This window comes from Bacillus cereus group sp. BfR-BA-01383, assembly GCF_022663495.1.
Classification (GTDB): Bacteria; Bacillota; Bacilli; order Bacillales; family Bacillaceae_G; genus Bacillus_A; species Bacillus_A cereus_AU.
The window spans coordinates 1-16,179 of record NZ_JAKUFP010000014.1 but is presented as its reverse complement, the minus strand read 5'-3'; the positions used below and the strand labels follow the sequence as shown (position 1 = coordinate 16,179).

Here is a 16,179-nt window from a genome sequence, read left to right as displayed (position 1 = left end):
CTTAAAAAATCCAAGTTAATTTCTTCTATAATCAATTTAAATGTATAGTATAACTCTTAAACTAATGATGCAGGTTAATTGAGGAAAAGTACTTAGCGAAGGAGAATTGCAGATGTCTATGAACAGCTGGTTATTTCGGTTCATCAGTTTGCTTGTAATGATTGTATGGTGGATGACTTTAGGATCCTTCAATGTATTTGCCTCAGTTAACGTCGTAACACAACCTACTGATTCAACGAAAGTGATTGAGGTCGAACTAAATGATGATTACTTTAATCCAAATGTCATCACGATTCCGATTGAAGAATCAACAACATTACTATTGAAAAATAAAGGTAAAAACGAGCACACCTTTACAGTAAAAAAACTCGGCATTGACGTCGTAGTCGAGTCAGGAAAAGAAAAAAATATTACTGTGAAACCTAAAAATACTGGTACATATGAATTAATATGTCGGTACCACCTCCTTAAAGGAATGGAGGGCAAAGTAATCGTCAAATAACATGCAAGGCCAGCTAGACGATATTTTGAAATGAAACTTACATATTCAAAAATTTATTATTAATTTACAAATTTAACTCAAAAATATTGAAATAAAAAGAAGTTCCAAAACAGGAACTTCTTTTACTTAATTTCGATATCGGCAGAATGAATATGATGTACTTTTCCTTCGTGATCCTCGAGAAGCAATACACCCTCCTCTGTAATACCTTTCGCCAGCCCCGTAATCGTCTGTCTCATCGTTCGAGCTGTAATTTCTTTTCCGATGCTCACAGCGTAACTTTCCCAGAGAATTTTAATTACAGAGAATCCATTTTTCAAATACTCTTCGTATAGTTTTTCTAGTTGTAAATAGATTTGTTGCATAAGCTCTGCACGAACAATTGGCTTACCTGATTCAATCGCTAATGAAGTTGCAATGTGCTGAATTTCTTCGTCAAAATGTTCTTGCTTTTGATTCGCATTAATACCAATACCCATAATGACAGCATTAATTTTATCAGGATCTGCTTGCATTTCTGTTAATATACCTACAGCCTTTTTACCTTGAATTAATATATCATTCGGCCATTTTATTCCTACGTTTACACCTGTACATTTTTCAATTGCTTGCGCAACGCTAACAGCCGCTAACAAAGTAAGTTGCGGTGCATGATGGACCGGGATCGACGGACGCAAAATAATACTCATCCAAATTCCTGTTCCTTTTGGTGAATGCCATTTTCTGCTTAAGCGACCTCTTCCAGCTGTTTGTTCTTCTGCCACAACAATAGTTCCTTCTTCTGCACCTTCATAAGCAAGTTTTGCTGCAATATGCTGCGTAGATTCAACAGTTTCTTCAAAATACACTGTTCTACCAATTCGCTTCGTTTGTAGCCCTAACTGAATTTCATTAGCAGTCACTTTATCTGGCTTACTCGCAATTCGATAACCTAATCGACGCACAGCTTCAAGTTCGTAACCTTCACTTCGAAGGTCCTCCATATGTTTCCACACAGCGGTTCTTGAGCAACCAAGTTTATCACTAATCGTTTGACCAGATACAAACTCTCCATCCGCTTCAGAAAAAACTTGCAATAACTGCTTTCTTATAGTAGATTGCATCTTTGCAGCCACTCCTTTATACTCTCTTTCTCATTAACTACATTTCCTTGTACAATTGCTTCTTCGATTTTTTGAAGCATTTCAGCAACCCACGGACCAGGCTTTTTATTTGCCCAGCTTAATAGATCATTCCCAGTCACATTCATTTCTTGACGACCCTTGATTGGCAATGCATGAAACATTGTTTGTACTCGTTTAACAGATGTACGATCATAGCTTTCAATCATTGCTTCATATACTCTCTCTGCCATTTCAGCAATATGAATTCCCGTTTTATAAAGAAGGACTGTATCCCACTCCTTCTCATTTCTAGTACGGATTGTTAATAAAACTGCAACAATATCTTTTATTTTTTTATTCGAAAACTTCCATTGACGTAAAAAGACAGATGGATGCTCTTCTCCGATACAATATAAGAAAAATGCCCATGCCTCAATATCCGTTTCAAAAGAATCCCATTTATACTGCGTAGCTTTTAACAGTCTCTCTTCTGACATTTGTAAATATGGTAAATGAGAAAATAGCTTCGTCTCTACTAACTCTTGGAGGCCCTTCACACAATATGTACCCGTTAACAGTTTCTCAAACTCCACTGTAATTCGCTCAATTGCTATATGTTCCAGTAAATGTCCATACGTTTCAATCGCTTGCTTCGTTTTTGTTTCTAAAGAAAATCCTAGCGTACTTACGAACCGAATACCACGCATCATTCGCAGGGCATCTTCTTGAAAACGATCAGCCGCATTTCCAACTGTTACAATTTCTCTCTTTTGAATCGCTTCTTGCCCAGCAAATAAATCAACCATTTCGCCTTCTTCTGTCATAGCAATCGCATTCATTGTAAAATCACGACGCTTTAAATCTTCTTCTAATGAACGAACAAATTGAACACTACTAGGTCTTCGAAAATCTTCATATTCGCTTTCTGTTCGAAAAGTGGTTACCTCATAAGGCTCACCATTTTCTACAACAATTACAGTTCCATGCTCAAGACCAACAGGAACATGCCTTGGAAATATTCCCATCACTTCTTCTGGTAAAGCAGATGTCGCGATATCAATATCTCCAATCGGCCTATCGATAATAAGATCTCGTACGCTCCCGCCAACAAAGTAAGCTTCATGTCCTTGTTGTTTTAATGTCTCAATAATAGAACTAGCTTTTTTAAATCTTTCCATTTTTGTCATCCCTTAGTACGTCATAGTAAATCGTTTCATATTGTGAGACGATTTTTTCTGAGCGGAACTGCTCGTAAACACTTTCTCTTGCTCGCTCCCCCATATTACGGTGAAGTTCCTCATCCTTTAATAGCTGAATGGCTTGATTTGCCACTCCTGTTGTATCGCCAACTTCACATAAATAGCCTGTTTCACCATGTTGAATGACCTCTGGAATACCTCCAACCCTTGTTCCGATACAAGGTACACCACACGCCATCGCTTCTAATAAAACAAGACCAAAACTTTCCTTCTCTGATAGAAGCAACATGAGATCACTCATCGCAAGTAACTCTGCAACATTATCTTGTTTTCCTAGGAATAAGACGCGATCTTCAATATGTAAATTCTTCACTAACTGTAAGATCGTACAAAATTCTGGTCCGTCCCCAACAAGAAGCAACTTCGCATCTACTTCTTTAGCAACTTTAGCAAACGCCTGAACAACATCCTGTACACGTTTCACTTTACGGAAATTTGAAATGTGAATAAGTATCTTTTCACTCTCACTTATACCGTATTCTTTCTTTAATTGGGACATATCACGCTTGAAATATACACGTTCGTCTATAAAGTTATATACCGTTTGAATTTCTTTATTTGGTTTTACAAGCTCATGCGTTTCGTTAATTAATGAATGCGAGACAGCCGTAACAACATCAGACTGCTCAATACCAAAGCGAATTAAATTATTTAACGAAGGGTCGGAACCTAGCACAGTAATATCTGTTCCATGCAAGGTTGTAACAATTTTAATACGCTCCCCAATCATTTGTTTTGCTAAATAAGCACAAATTGCATGTGGTATTGCGTAATGAACATGTAAAATATCAAGGTTTTCTCTTTGTGCAACCTCTGCCATTTTACTCGCTAACGCTAAATCGTATGGTGGATATTGAAATACAGAGTATTGATTTACCGTCACTTCATGAAAATAAATGTTTGGATACACTTTATTTAACCGAAATGGTAAACCCGATGTAATAAAATGAATTTCATGCCCGCGTTCCGCCAATTGCTTTCCTAACTCTGTTCCAACAACTCCAGAACCACCTACAGAAGGATAACATGTAATACCTATTTTCAATTTCATTTACATCCCCCTATTAAATCAGCATGTAATAAGACCGGTTTCTTACTCATAAATCCTTCGGCATACATTACTCCAACTTCTTTCCCAAACATCTTTTCACGAGCGATCACAGTTTCAACGTACCCTTCTGTTAACGGCGTCTTAACACCATCACTCCCTGTTGAAAACTGACTTTCATACGCTTCTAACGCTTCGACTTTTTTAGAAAGGTACTCACTAATATCTATACAAAAATTCGGTTTATGAAAACCATTAATCATATAATTATAAAAAGACTCTACACGATGCGGTGGAAACTCTGGCATATATTTACGGATTCCCGCTGAAAAAATGGCCTCTTCCACAAGCCTTGCACAATTCGCATGATCTGGATGGCGATCTTCATAATACGGTGCAAAAACTAATTTTGGTTTATATGTACGGATCACCTTTACAATTTCACGTATATATTCTTCTTTCATATACAAACCACGGTCCGGCATCGCTAAATTCAGTCTCGTCTTTACTCCCATTATACGAGCTGCAGCCATTGCTTCTTCTTTTCTCAACTCTATCGTTCCATTTGAAGAAAGATCAGCTTCTGTTAAATCACAAATACCTACTTCATACCCTTGCTTCGTATATTTAGCGATGGTACCCGCCATGCCGATTTCGACATCATCGGCATGAGCACCAAACGCTAATATATGTAATCCACTCATAATTGTTCCCCTCATTTTCTTAACTTGCGGTAATCTAAATCTCCTCGCTCTAACGCGTGCATTAACATTTCAGCACTTGCCATATTCGTTGCAAGTGGAATCGCATATACATCACACAAACGAAGCAACGCATTCACATCTGGTTCATGTGGTTGTGCTGTTAGTGGATCGCGGAAGAAAATCACCATATCCATATCATTTTTTGCAATCATTGCACCAATTTCTTGATCGCCCCCAAGAGGACCTGATTGATATCTTGTTACAACTAGACCAGTCGCTTCCATAATACGAAGTCCTGTCGTTCCGGTTGCAAATAATTCATGTTTTTCAAAAATTGGTTTATATGCGTATGCAAACGAAACCATATCGTTTTTCTTATTGTCATGTGCAATTAAGGCAATTTTCATCCGTTGTTTCCCCTTTAGTCGATAATATTTTCTAAACCGTACACAAGATGATCGAGGTTCATTACTGTCTCAATTGATAGTTTTACACCTGACATAAATGATGCACGATTGAATGAATCATGACGAACCGTTAACATTTGTCCATCACCGCCAAACATTACTTCTTGGTGCGCAATAAGTCCTGGTAAACGTACACTATGAATGTGAATACCGTCTACATTCGCACCACGTGCTCCTTCTAATTGTTCCGTTTCATTAGGGTGTCCTTGCTCTTTTGGCACACGATTTTGACGGATTAATTCTACTGTTTTTACAGCCGTACCAGATGGCGCGTCTAATTTTTGATCATGGTGTAATTCAATTACTTCAACATCTTGGAAGTACTTCGCTGCCATTTGTGAGAATTTCATCATTAGAACTGCACCAATTGCAAAGTTTGGAGCAATAATTGTTCCAACTTCTTTTTCTTTTGCATTTTCTGTTAATTGCTTTAGTTCTTCTTCAGTAAATCCAGTTGTACCAATAACAGATCGAAGTCCACGTTCAACTGCAAGTGTCACATGTTTCTTTCCAACTTCTGGTGTTGTTAAATCTAATAATACATCTGCTTCTACTTCATCTAAACAAGTATGTAAATCTGCGTAAACTGGTGTGTCTAACATCGGCATACCAGGTAAATCCGAAATCTTTTCTCCACCATGCTTATAGTCTACTGCTGCTACTAGATTGAAATGTTCTGTTCTTTCCATAAGAAGGACTGCTTCATGTCCCATACGTCCTCTTGGTCCAGCGATAATTACTTTAATTTCTTTCATTATTCTTTCTCTCCCTCATCAATACGTGTCCAGCGATCTTTATCGCGTGTATTAAATTTATTCATTACAATGTTATGCGCTGTTTCTAAATCAATATTTAAACTATTTGCCATACAAATCATAACAAATAATACATCTCCAAGCTCTTCTTCAATACTGCGTTCTTTTTCAGTAGTTTTCTTTGGTTTCTCACCATAATAATGGTTTACTTCCCTCGCAAGCTCTCCCATTTCTTCCGTTAAACGAGCCATCATTGCAAGCGGGCTGAAATAACCTTCTTTAAACTGACCAATATATGCATCTACTTCTTTCTGCATATCTTTCATCGTTTTTGCTTCCATATAATTCACCTCTAATCCTTCCTCTTTCATGTTAGCCAATTCATCGCGATTTGACAAATATTATTCCCCGCCAATCACCTATTTGCGACCCTTTTTTGGATAGACTATAATAAAGTGAAACTTCTTTTGCCGGTTTTTTCGCAAAAAATTAGCCCGAACCAACCAGGGTTCTACAGCTTTTATTATTTTCACTAGCAACCAGAAATTACTTGCATTATGTTTTATCGTTTCAGCGGAGCAATACAATCTACATAATTAGGGGGATTTCTATATGAAAGCAAACTTGAAAATTCGAAATATCATTTTCATTTTAATTGGTTCCGCTATTTTCTCTTTCGGTATTGTAAATATCAATATTGAAAACCACCTTGCAGAGGGTGGCTTTACCGGTATTACACTATTATTATATTTTCTATTTTCGCTTGACCCTTCCTATACAAACTTAATTTTAAATATTCCCATATTTTTTATCGGTTGGAAGTTACTCGGCCGAACGACATTTTTGTACACTTTAATAGGTACATTTAGCGTATCTTTATTCCTATGGATTTTCCAGCGCTACGAAGTACTCAACTTACATTTAAACTTACAAAATGATATGACACTGGCTGCTTTATTCGCTGGGGCATTTATCGGTATCGGGCTTGGAATTATATTTAAATACGGCGGTACTACTGGCGGTGTTGATATTATTGCAAGGCTAGCTCACAAATATTTTGGATGGAGTATGGGAAAAACGATGTTTATGTTTGATGCCGTCGTTATTGTCGTCTCTATTCTTACATATTTATCATATCGCGAAGGCATGTACACGTTAGTTGCTGTTTTTATCGGAGCTAAAGTTATTGATTTTATGCAAGAAGGAGCTTATGCAGCAAAAGGAGCTACTATTATCTCGGATAAAAACGATGAAATTGCTTCAAAAATTTTATCCGAAATGGAGCGCGGTGCAACCTTTTTAAAAGCAGTTGGATCCTATACAAAAGTTGAACGAAATGTACTATATTGCGTTGTTGCAAAAAATGAAATCGTGAAACTAAAAAATATCATTACTTCTGTAGACCCTCACGCCTTTGTTGCTGTAAGTGATGTACATGATGTCGTCGGCGAAGGATTTACATTAGATGAAAATAAAAACCCGTTACATAATTAATATAACTAGAAAAGCTGCTTAGCTTTTCTAGTTTTTTATTGATATATGTTGCTTCAGTTTCTCTAAATCCTCATAAATCAACTCCAATAAACTCCGGTTATAAAAAATTGAAGCTGGATGAAAGGTCGGAAAAATAGAATATTCTTTTTCTGTCCATATAAATTCTGTACCACTACTATCTTTCAGTTGTTGCACTGGTTGCTTTAATAATTCTCCATGAACATCCGTAATTTTATTATTTTTACCACCTAAACGCTGTAATGCAATATTACCAAGTGTGACGATAACAGGTGGCTCTATATGTTCCAATTCATAATCTAATAAAGGTGCATGCGCTATTATTTCTCCTTGATTCGGTGTTCTATTATACTTTTTTTGTATGATTTCACCACTTCGTTCTCTTTTCTCTTTCCACTTATACGGTCTACTCCGAACCGCACTCGTAATGTACACTTCTTCCCTTGTAACGTGAATCCGCTCTAAAAACCCCATTAATTGTTTTCCAGCTCTCCCACTAAACGGAATACCATTATGAATTTCCGTTTCACCAGGCGCTTCTCCAACGAGCATAAATTTTGGATTTTCAGGACCTTGGCCACTTATAAACCCTTCTAACTGATAAGAAGTACTACGCTCGTTCACTTGTTTTACTAAATGGTTTGGATATTTCATTTTCCTCACCACCCTTCCTCATTACTTCTATTATTTCTATTTGCAATATATTATATAATTCAGTCCTCTAAACAAAAAAAGACTATCATAATTGATAGTCTTTAGTCGTCGCTACGCTGCATACCAGTATACATTAATACGAGACGTAATAATTCAAATACCGCTACAGCTGCAGCTGCTACATATGTTAATGCTGCCGCATTTAATACTTTACGAGCTTGGCCATATTCATCTGTGGATACGATACCTAGCGCTTCGATTTGTTGCATTGCACGTTTTGATGCATCAAACTCAACTGGTAATGTAACGAGTTGGAACACAACACCTGCTGCCATTAAAACAATTCCTAATAACAATAGTTTTGACATTGTCGCAAATATACCAATCATAATAAATACCCATGATATATTCGATCCAAAATTCGCCACTGGAACTAACGAATGACGGATACGCATAAAGTTATAATCTTGTGCATCTTGAATCGCGTGTCCTACTTCGTGTGCTGCAACTGCTGTACCAGCAACTGAATGACCATAATAGTTATCTGTTGATAATCGAACCGTTTTGGCAGTTGGATCATAATGGTCTGATAAATGACCTGGTGTTTCTTCTACAGCTACGTTGTATAATCCATTTTCATCTAAAATTTTTCGGGCCACTTCCGCTCCTGTCATACCTGATGTTGAATAAACTTGTGAATACTTGCTATAGGCACTACGTACTCTTGACTGTGCATACAACGGTATGATCATTATGATCGCGAAGTAAATTAAATAAAACATCATGAACCTCCATTGAAGTTTTAATTATAGTACTTCTCATTCTATTTTCTTCTGCCATTATTGTCAATGAATAAACCTTACAATCCGTATCTTTATTTACCCGCATTATCTATTTTTAGAATGTACATTACTTTTTCTTTTTTCTCTCTCCCCTTTATACTTTCTCCATCCAACATAAGTTAATGTGAATAAAATAAGTCCTCCAGTAATTGTCATAAACCAAATGAGAGATGGTGCAATTTCATCCTTTTTTACTGTGTGAAATATCTTTTGCAAATCCCCTTTAATGATTCCTAATTGCATTTGGCCGCCTTTCGTCTTTAACATAACGTTACGAAATTCATCCAAATAAGATAAATGAGCATTTATACGTTGCACCTCATTTTCTGGTAAAGCAATCATTAGGCTTGGATAAATAATATTAAATTCATTTAAAAATGTATTTAACGTTTGTTGAAACTGTCCAGCATCTTCTTTTTTCATCGCTTTTTCCACTTGAGAAAAGGCATCCATTACTTTCCCTTCTCTTTCCATCCAAAGCGGTTGATATTTCGATACTTGCGCATCAACAGCAAGTTGCAGTGCCAACACATTATCAATTTTAACTTGCTTACCTAAATTTTCTTCCGAGAGAGATTGTTTCGCCTTGTCATAAGCTAAAGAAATGACTCTAACTTGATTTGGTGTTACTTCTTGCTTCTTTTCATTCCCCTTCACTACAAACTGCTCCGAGAAATACTGTAATACTTGTACTGCTTTTTCATCTTCATTACGTTTCACTAACTGTAACGAGTCGTCTAACAATCCTGTTAGTTCACTCCACTCTTCAGCATATATACGTAACGGAAACATTATAATTAGAAATGCGATCAATCCAATTAATGTTCTCTTCATCCCGGTCCCCCCTATAACTACTAGTACAAAATATGTTAAATTGGACAAGAATAGAACATAACTAGGCTGAAAAATATATTATCGTTTTATAAACAAAAAAATTCTCTTTAAACAGAGAATTTTTCCTTTGAAATCTTTTTCTTTTTTACGAAATATCTATACATGCTGTAACAAAGTATACTACCACATAAAATGAATAATAAAATAGCACACGCAGCATGCATAAAGAATTCTTCTGGTAGCATTAATATAATCGGATCCGTTTCAATATCAAACATCCAATAATCATTACTGAATAAAAGCTTATGGAATAATACAAAACTCTTTTCAAAATTAATAGCAATTGGTAACATCAGTGCTATCGGAAATACGATTGTTAGAATCGATCCGTGCAGTAAAAACTTTTCATTTTTTCTTTTTAATAAATACACGCCACCTATTACTACGATCATAATTGTCGCATACATCACATATTGAATCTTCACTAAAATATTTTTAACATCTACAAAATGAATGCGGCCATTTGTAGACATATCTAATGTTGGCAATTGTAATGCTCCGTCATAAAACGGAGATAAATATGTAATAAGTACATCATAATTTCTCTTAATTTCATCCTTCGTCATATCCGCTAAATCTGGGATGTTTAAAAAATCAATTTCAAAATAATACAGCCATTTTCCGTATACAACCGCCATTGTTGCGAGTGCAAAAATAGAAAATGCTATGCTATATGAAACAACTAAAGTGATTAATCGATCCAATATTTTTGTGCCACTCTTATTTTTCTTCATTTTCTCCCCCTAAATGTCCTCACCATCATAAAGAAAACTGTTTTCGGTTCTCACGTAAGCAATAATAATATGTAATGCACAATACAGCAATACTTAGCCAAAACGTAAAATAACCAATTTTCTCTGCAAACAAATGCATAATTCCGTATCTCGGCATTTGCCAAAATAAATAATCAATTGCATCATTATGTAATGTCCATATACCCGCTACTACAAAATGCCATTTTTTTATGCGGTAAAACGGAGCATACAACACTCCCTGCACAGCCATTGCAAAATGCGATAGCATTAACATATACCCCATAAGACCAATAGGACCTTTTACATAAATCAAAACCCCATTTACAACAACAGCCCATATACCATATTTTATTAAAGTAACAATTGCCAGAGCCTCTATTAATCCCCAGTTTCTCTTTATTAAGAAACCAATTAAAACAAAGACAAAAAAGAGACTCGCCATAGGGCTATCTGGTACAAATGGCCAAAATATAGGTGAAGTTTCTTTTAATTGATTTCCATACCATATAAATCCGTAAATTGTACCTAACATGTTAACAATCAATAAAAATAATAGTACCGAACGTTGCCTTAACATTGCATACAAGTAAACCAAGCTGTCTGTCCAACACCTTTCAAACAAAGTCATTCTTTCATCGAACTCTACTCTATTATATAGTAAACTTTCTATCATCAAAATAAAAAGCTGACTACAAATTTTGTAGTCAGCTCTCTCTTACTTCTTATTATACTTTGCGATAAATTCTGAAAGTTTTTTCACTTCTTCATCCGTTCCCTTAAATACACCTTTAGGCATTGCGCCTTTTCCGTCTTTCGCAATTTTAGCGATTTCTTCTGGTTTTAAAGTTAAGTTTTGCAAAGCCGGTGCTGCTGCCCCGCCCTGCAAATTGTCACCATGACATGTTAAACAAGTATTTTTTTGCATTAGTTTATAACCGTCATCATTTTTATCCACTGGTGCTGTTTTTACAATTGCTCCTTGTTTTTTTGCAGCTTCCCAATCGTGGTGTGCTACAGATTCCCAAGTTAAAAAGATAATCGATGCAATTGCTAACAACATAAATCCAGTTGCTACAGGACGCTTCAATGGGCGTCTTTCTGGGCCTCGATCAAGAAATGGAGCTAACAGTAATGCTCCAAACGCAATCCCTGGCATAATAAATGCTCCAATTACAGTAAATGAGCCTGAAGCATAAGAATACTTTAATAACTGATACAAGAATAAGAAATACCAATCTGGAAGTGGTATATATCCTGCATCTGTAGGATCCGCCATTCTCTCAAGCGGTGACGGATGCGCCACTGTTAAACATAAATAACCGATTAAAAAAACTGCACCAACCATCCATTCTTTTAACAAGAAGTTCGGCCAAAATGCTTCTGTTTTTCCTGGGTATTCAGAATAATCTTTTGGAATATTTGGTTTCCGAGCTACTGGTACCCGAGAATCTCCTACAAACTTCATCCCTTTGCCGCGGTGCATAATCTCCCTCCTTTAGTTCTTTCCCCTTTAATTTAGCAATCTCTTATAGTGGACCGGAAATACCTTGTTTGCGAATCATGATGAAGTGGAAGGCCATTAAACCTAGAAGTGCTGCTGGTAAGAAGAAGACATGAATAGCAAAGAAGCGAGTTAATGTTTGAGCGCCAACAATTTCGGAATGACCAGCGAGTAATGTTTTTATATAAGGACCAATGAGCGGCGTTTGTTCTGCGATTTGAATCCCTACTTTTGTAGCAAATAACGCTTTCATATCCCACGGTAATAAATATCCGGTAAAACCAAGACCTAACATAACAAAGAAAATAAGAACACCAACAATCCAGTTTAGCTCACGAGGCTTTTTATATGCACCTTGGAAGAAAACTCTGAGTGTATGTAAAAACATCATTACTATTACAAGACTAGCACCCCAGTGGTGCATACCACGAACAATTTGCCCGTACGCAACTTCATTTTGTAAATAATAAACCGATTCCCAAGCATTTTTAATATCTGGCACATAATACATTGTCAAAAACATTCCAGACAAAATTTGAATTACAGTAACGAAAAAGGTAAGCCCTCCAAAGCAATAAACGAATGCAGAAAAGTGATGTGCCGGGTTTACATGTTCAGGTACTTCATGATCAGCGATATCGCGCCATATTGGTGTAATATCTAACCGCTCGTCTACCCAATCATAAATTTTATTTAGCATCTACTTTGCACCCCCTCTTGGCTTCGCTTTTCCTAAATACAATGTTCCATCTTTTACTTTAGACTCGTACACATCAAGCGGAGCAAGGGGCGGTGTGCCTTTAATGTTAACCCCATCTTTTGTGTAACGCCCCCCGTGACACGGGCAAAAGAATTGATTCGGATGTGCTTTGTCTGAATTCCAGTTCACTGTACATCCTAAATGTTTACATACTGGAGAGAACGCAACAATGTCTCCGCTTTCATCTTTATGAACCCAAGCTGATTTTGGCTCGTCAGACTTGTACCAACCATCAACCTGCTTCACCTTAAAGTCGAAACGCTTCGGTTCTGTTGTAATATCCTTCACTTGTGCAACAGCAACCATATCCGTTCCTGCTTCTTTTCTTAACACCGGATCAAGCGCAAATCGCGTCATCGGCATTAAAATACCCGCTGCCATAAAGCCTCCTACCCCTGTAAGTGTGTAATTTAAAAACTGTCTTCTTGACACACGATGTTCCTTCTCGCTCACGAAAATTTCCCCCCTCTATCAGAAATTGTCCCCTCGTGAAAAATAATATAAAAAATAAAAACTAGGACACTATCATGATATAATACCCACATGCGCAGGTCAATATCATACTACTCATAATAATGGGAACTTTCTGTTTATTATTATTTTCCCCATTTTTCTTCTAACATTACCATTATATTTTTTATATGAGCGTGAATGACTTCTCTCTTCGCTTGATCACTAAATTGTTCTAACGCTAATGAAGGAAACCAAAATAAATCTCCTTGTAATTCTTGCATATCTTCTTTCCATGAAAAATCACTTGTAACGTAAGCAATGTGCTTAAAACCTTGGCTTTGTAAATGATCTGTCCATTCTTGCAAACGACCTTTTTCATTCTTTTGACTTTCTACTAAATACGTAAATGCAGGTAATAAAAGCACTCTTCCTTTATATTCTCTTTCCAATTCCATACTCAACAATTCGATAAATTCACCTTGTTCTACAACCATTTTCATTTCTTTTGCTGCCGAAATTGATAAAAGTGGTATAACTCCTGTATCAACATACTCTCTTGCTTGCTCAAACTGTTCCACATCTTTTGCAATCCATTTCAAGTCTCTTCCCTCCCTCATTTCAAAATAACAGAACTTTCACTTTATATATATTAAACCATACTAAAAGGGGTAAAAAAAGAAAAACTACCTAATATCGGTAGTTTTTCTTAAAAAAGTCTGAAATTTGTAAAAAATTAATAATCCAAATAAATTCTATAAAATCTTTAACTCCGCCGTTAACCTATGAAACGCTTCTTTATCTTGCTTATCCAACGCTTCATCAATTTGTTTCAAAAGACGTTCTCTTCTAAATGAAAATACACTTTCTTCTAAAAATCTCTCTGCAAGTAAACGATCTTTTTCATTTACTTCAATATGCTTTGGTAAATATGGGTTTTCTTCTAATACAGCTACATAATTTGCATTTTGGAACGATGATTTAAAGTTGAGTTGAATATAAATATCTTCATCTCGATTTAAACGAATATCATGAAACGATTTTTCAGCATCTGTTGTCATAACATTTTGTTTAAAAAAGTGAAACGGTGTATCCTTCACACAATTCGCTGACATCACTAAGCCACGCGGACAATATTTTGCATGCTCTACGAAGTGGACTTTATGCATTAATTGGTCGTGACTCATTAAATAATTCAAAATCCATACACATTCACGCTGTTTCAGTTGGTAATTATTCAAAAACCATTTTACAAAATCCTTCTTCTCGTTTACAGAAACAGGGGTATTCATAGCAATTAAGTCCCTCCTCTGTCTTTCTCTTTTCTTTTTAGATTCAAGAAGCGGCATTCAGTTTCCTTCCAACTTATGAAAAATCCTATAAATTATATAACAACTCTTCAATATGAATTTGTGTCGGGTCTAGTTGTATCAACTGAGTAAATACTTCTTTCGCCTCTTTTCGCATTCCTTCTTCCAATAAGAAATAACCGTACTCTTCCAAGAAGTCTGGATGATTCTTAAAAGAAGTATATGCACTTTCATAGTGTTTTAATGCATCCGAATACATTTCTAATTGTTTTTTTGCAAACGCAAGATCCCAAAGTAGTTGTGTATCTGGCTCTCCGCTATCAATTGCACGCTCTACAACTGCAATTAACTCTTCATACTTTTCTTGTTCTTTTAAAATATAAGCATATTTCAATGTTGCACCTAAATGTCCTGGATCTAACTCAAGCGCTTTTTGAAGCACTTCTTCTGCTTCCGCTACTTTCCCTAATTTTGCTGCAATGTTAGCTAATTCTACATAAAACGGAACAGAAAGCTCATCTACTTTAATTCCTTCATGAAGTGTTTCATAGCTTTCTTGAAGCATTCCTTCTTTTTCATAGCTTTTCGCTAAATACATGTACAATGATGCATACTCAGGGTCTAATTCTTTTAATTCTTGCCAAGCACCAATTGCTCTTTGATATTCTTCTCCTTGGTATAATGTGAAGGCATATCCAAATAATGAGTGAATATCTTTTTGCTCCTCTAATCCTGCTTCATAGTAAGAGACTGCCTCTTCCCAGTTTCCAATCGCACTTAACGTTTCCGCAAGGCGCAACGCAATGACAACACCACCCATTACTTTATGTTCTGCTAATAGCGACTCATAATAAGTAATTGCCTTTTGTTCTTCACCTTTACTACTATATAATTCTGCTAATCCAAACGTAATAACAGGTTCGTCAGGCATCATTTCTTTCGCCTTTAATAGTTTTTGCTCCGCTACATCATCAAAGCCTTGCATTTGGAATAAATCTGCAACAAGTAATAACGATTGAACATATAAATCATCATTTTCTGGAATATCATGAAGCACTTCAATCGCTTCATCCTCTTTGTCTAGATCAATATATAATTCTGCTAAAAATACCGTAAATTCACTTTCTTCTGGATACAGTAAACGTAAGTCTTCAGTAATTGCTAGCGCCTCATCCATAAATCCAAGTGTATGGTAATAGCGAGCGATATCATACTTCTCTTCATCATTCGCAATTTGTAATTGTTCTTTTAATAATTGTAACCCTTTTTCCGCTTCTCCATTTTCAATATATGAAACAGCTTGTTCAAACTTTTGCATAAACGTCTCCTTTAATTCTAAAAAATATTCTCTTCTGTTCATTTATCATAAGCAACTCACTGTAAGAACGCAACCTTTAGAATGAGTATACTTCTTCTTGTACTTTCACTGATAACGATTCGCATATGACACCGATACCGCATTACTACTTTCTATTGTACCGTTTTCTTTCATTACCGTGCAAATAACTTCCGATACGATAAACTTAACTAAATCTATACAATTCAATCAAATTTACACAAGTTAGTGCTTCATCGTGTTCTCGCAACCCCGAAGGGACGAGGGGTATAACACTCCACACGAGGCAGTATCGTTACCTCCTATTATCAAGCATTTATTTTACCC

At 36.1% G+C, this 16,179-nt stretch carries 20 protein-coding genes; 2 read left to right on the top strand and 18 right to left on the bottom strand.

Annotated elements, in window-relative coordinates; all coding sequences use genetic code 11:
• The first annotated feature begins 112 nt into the window (after positions 1-112).
• Positions 113-502, top strand: a complete 390-nt coding sequence (locus MR065_RS14820) for a cupredoxin domain-containing protein (RefSeq protein WP_097902293.1) — start codon at positions 113-115, stop codon at positions 500-502.
• Positions 503-624: 122 nt separating this feature from the next.
• On the opposite strand, the gene MR065_RS14815 is transcribed toward MR065_RS14820, so the two are convergent.
• Genes MR065_RS14815 through MR065_RS14785 form a run of 7 tightly spaced genes read right to left on the bottom strand, consistent with a single transcriptional unit; the run spans position 625 to position 6,179 of the window.
• Complete coding sequence (locus MR065_RS14815) at positions 625-1,605, bottom strand: biotin--[acetyl-CoA-carboxylase] ligase (protein ID WP_097902294.1); 981 nt, start codon at positions 1,603-1,605, stop codon at positions 625-627.
• Positions 1,590-2,783, bottom strand: coding sequence for a CCA tRNA nucleotidyltransferase (locus MR065_RS14810; RefSeq protein WP_242214184.1), 1,194 nt, complete (start codon positions 2,781-2,783; stop codon positions 1,590-1,592). Before MR065_RS14810 ends, MR065_RS14815 begins: the two co-directional genes overlap by 16 nt.
• The gene (gene bshA, locus MR065_RS14805) at positions 2,770-3,915 is read right to left on the bottom strand and encodes an N-acetyl-alpha-D-glucosaminyl L-malate synthase BshA (RefSeq protein ID WP_097902296.1); all 1,146 of its coding nucleotides are present in this window, start codon (positions 3,913-3,915) and stop codon (positions 2,770-2,772) included. The genes MR065_RS14810 and bshA overlap by 14 nt, the downstream gene beginning before the upstream one ends.
• On the bottom strand, positions 3,912-4,616 hold the full coding sequence (bshB1, locus tag MR065_RS14800; RefSeq protein ID WP_097902297.1) for a bacillithiol biosynthesis deacetylase BshB1: 705 nt from the start codon (positions 4,614-4,616) through the stop codon (positions 3,912-3,914). The genes bshA and bshB1 overlap by 4 nt, the downstream gene beginning before the upstream one ends.
• Before the next feature lie 11 nt (positions 4,617-4,627).
• The gene (locus tag MR065_RS14795; protein ID WP_097902298.1) at positions 4,628-5,023 is read right to left on the bottom strand and encodes a methylglyoxal synthase; all 396 of its coding nucleotides are present in this window, start codon (positions 5,021-5,023) and stop codon (positions 4,628-4,630) included.
• A gap of 14 nt (positions 5,024-5,037) precedes the next feature.
• The gene (dapB, locus tag MR065_RS14790) at positions 5,038-5,838 is read right to left on the bottom strand and encodes a dihydrodipicolinate reductase (protein WP_097902299.1); all 801 of its coding nucleotides are present in this window, start codon (positions 5,836-5,838) and stop codon (positions 5,038-5,040) included.
• On the bottom strand, positions 5,838-6,179 hold the full coding sequence (locus MR065_RS14785) for a nucleotide pyrophosphohydrolase (RefSeq protein ID WP_002108639.1): 342 nt from the start codon (positions 6,177-6,179) through the stop codon (positions 5,838-5,840). Before MR065_RS14785 ends, dapB begins: the two co-directional genes overlap by 1 nt.
• Before the next feature lie 271 nt (positions 6,180-6,450).
• Between MR065_RS14785 and MR065_RS14780 the strand changes: the two genes are divergently transcribed.
• A complete protein-coding gene (locus MR065_RS14780; RefSeq protein WP_097902300.1) occupies positions 6,451-7,332 on the top strand; it encodes a YitT family protein in 882 nt (293 codons plus the stop codon).
• Positions 7,333-7,359: 27 nt separating this feature from the next.
• Here the strand turns inward: MR065_RS14780 and MR065_RS14775 are convergent, their stop codons facing one another.
• The 11 genes from MR065_RS14775 to MR065_RS14725 all read right to left on the bottom strand — a co-directional run bounded on the left by MR065_RS14775 (position 7,360) and on the right by MR065_RS14725 (position 15,834).
• Positions 7,360-8,004 carry a uracil-DNA glycosylase gene (locus MR065_RS14775; protein WP_277927421.1) on the bottom strand — a complete coding sequence of 215 codons (645 nt, stop codon included), beginning with the start codon at positions 8,002-8,004 and terminating at the stop codon, positions 7,360-7,362.
• Positions 8,005-8,105: 101 nt separating this feature from the next.
• A complete protein-coding gene (locus tag MR065_RS14770) occupies positions 8,106-8,789 on the bottom strand; it encodes a zinc metallopeptidase (protein WP_097902302.1) in 684 nt (227 codons plus the stop codon).
• A gap of 102 nt (positions 8,790-8,891) precedes the next feature.
• Positions 8,892-9,680, bottom strand: a complete 789-nt coding sequence (gene ypjB / locus MR065_RS14765) for a sporulation protein YpjB (RefSeq protein WP_097902303.1) — start codon at positions 9,678-9,680, stop codon at positions 8,892-8,894.
• Positions 9,681-9,787: 107 nt separating this feature from the next.
• On the bottom strand, positions 9,788-10,474 hold the full coding sequence (gene lit / locus MR065_RS14760) for a lipoprotein intramolecular transacylase Lit (protein WP_097902304.1): 687 nt from the start codon (positions 10,472-10,474) through the stop codon (positions 9,788-9,790).
• A gap of 25 nt (positions 10,475-10,499) precedes the next feature.
• On the bottom strand, positions 10,500-11,090 hold the full coding sequence (gene lhaT, locus MR065_RS14755; RefSeq protein WP_242214182.1) for a lipoprotein heptaprenylglyceryl N-acetyltransferase LhaT: 591 nt from the start codon (positions 11,088-11,090) through the stop codon (positions 10,500-10,502).
• Between the two features lie 120 nt (positions 11,091-11,210).
• Positions 11,211-11,978, bottom strand: a complete 768-nt coding sequence (gene qcrC, locus MR065_RS14750; protein WP_097902306.1) for a menaquinol-cytochrome c reductase cytochrome b/c subunit — start codon at positions 11,976-11,978, stop codon at positions 11,211-11,213.
• 43 nt (positions 11,979-12,021) lie between these two features.
• On the bottom strand, positions 12,022-12,696 hold the full coding sequence (gene qcrB / locus MR065_RS14745) for a menaquinol-cytochrome c reductase cytochrome b subunit (RefSeq protein WP_000932700.1): 675 nt from the start codon (positions 12,694-12,696) through the stop codon (positions 12,022-12,024).
• Positions 12,697-13,209 (bottom strand): menaquinol-cytochrome c reductase iron-sulfur subunit, encoded by a 513-nt coding sequence (gene qcrA, locus MR065_RS14740; protein WP_001290417.1) that lies wholly within the window; start codon positions 13,207-13,209, stop codon positions 12,697-12,699.
• 143 nt (positions 13,210-13,352) lie between these two features.
• The gene (locus MR065_RS14735; protein ID WP_141557830.1) at positions 13,353-13,826 is read right to left on the bottom strand and encodes a YpiF family protein; all 474 of its coding nucleotides are present in this window, start codon (positions 13,824-13,826) and stop codon (positions 13,353-13,355) included.
• A 135-nt stretch (positions 13,827-13,961) separates the two neighbouring features.
• Positions 13,962-14,498 (bottom strand): ReoY family proteolytic degradation factor, encoded by a 537-nt coding sequence (locus MR065_RS14730; protein ID WP_002086615.1) that lies wholly within the window; start codon positions 14,496-14,498, stop codon positions 13,962-13,964.
• 85 nt (positions 14,499-14,583) lie between these two features.
• A complete protein-coding gene (locus MR065_RS14725) occupies positions 14,584-15,834 on the bottom strand; it encodes a tetratricopeptide repeat protein (protein WP_098989175.1) in 1,251 nt (416 codons plus the stop codon).
• Positions 15,835-16,179 lie beyond the last annotated feature (345 nt).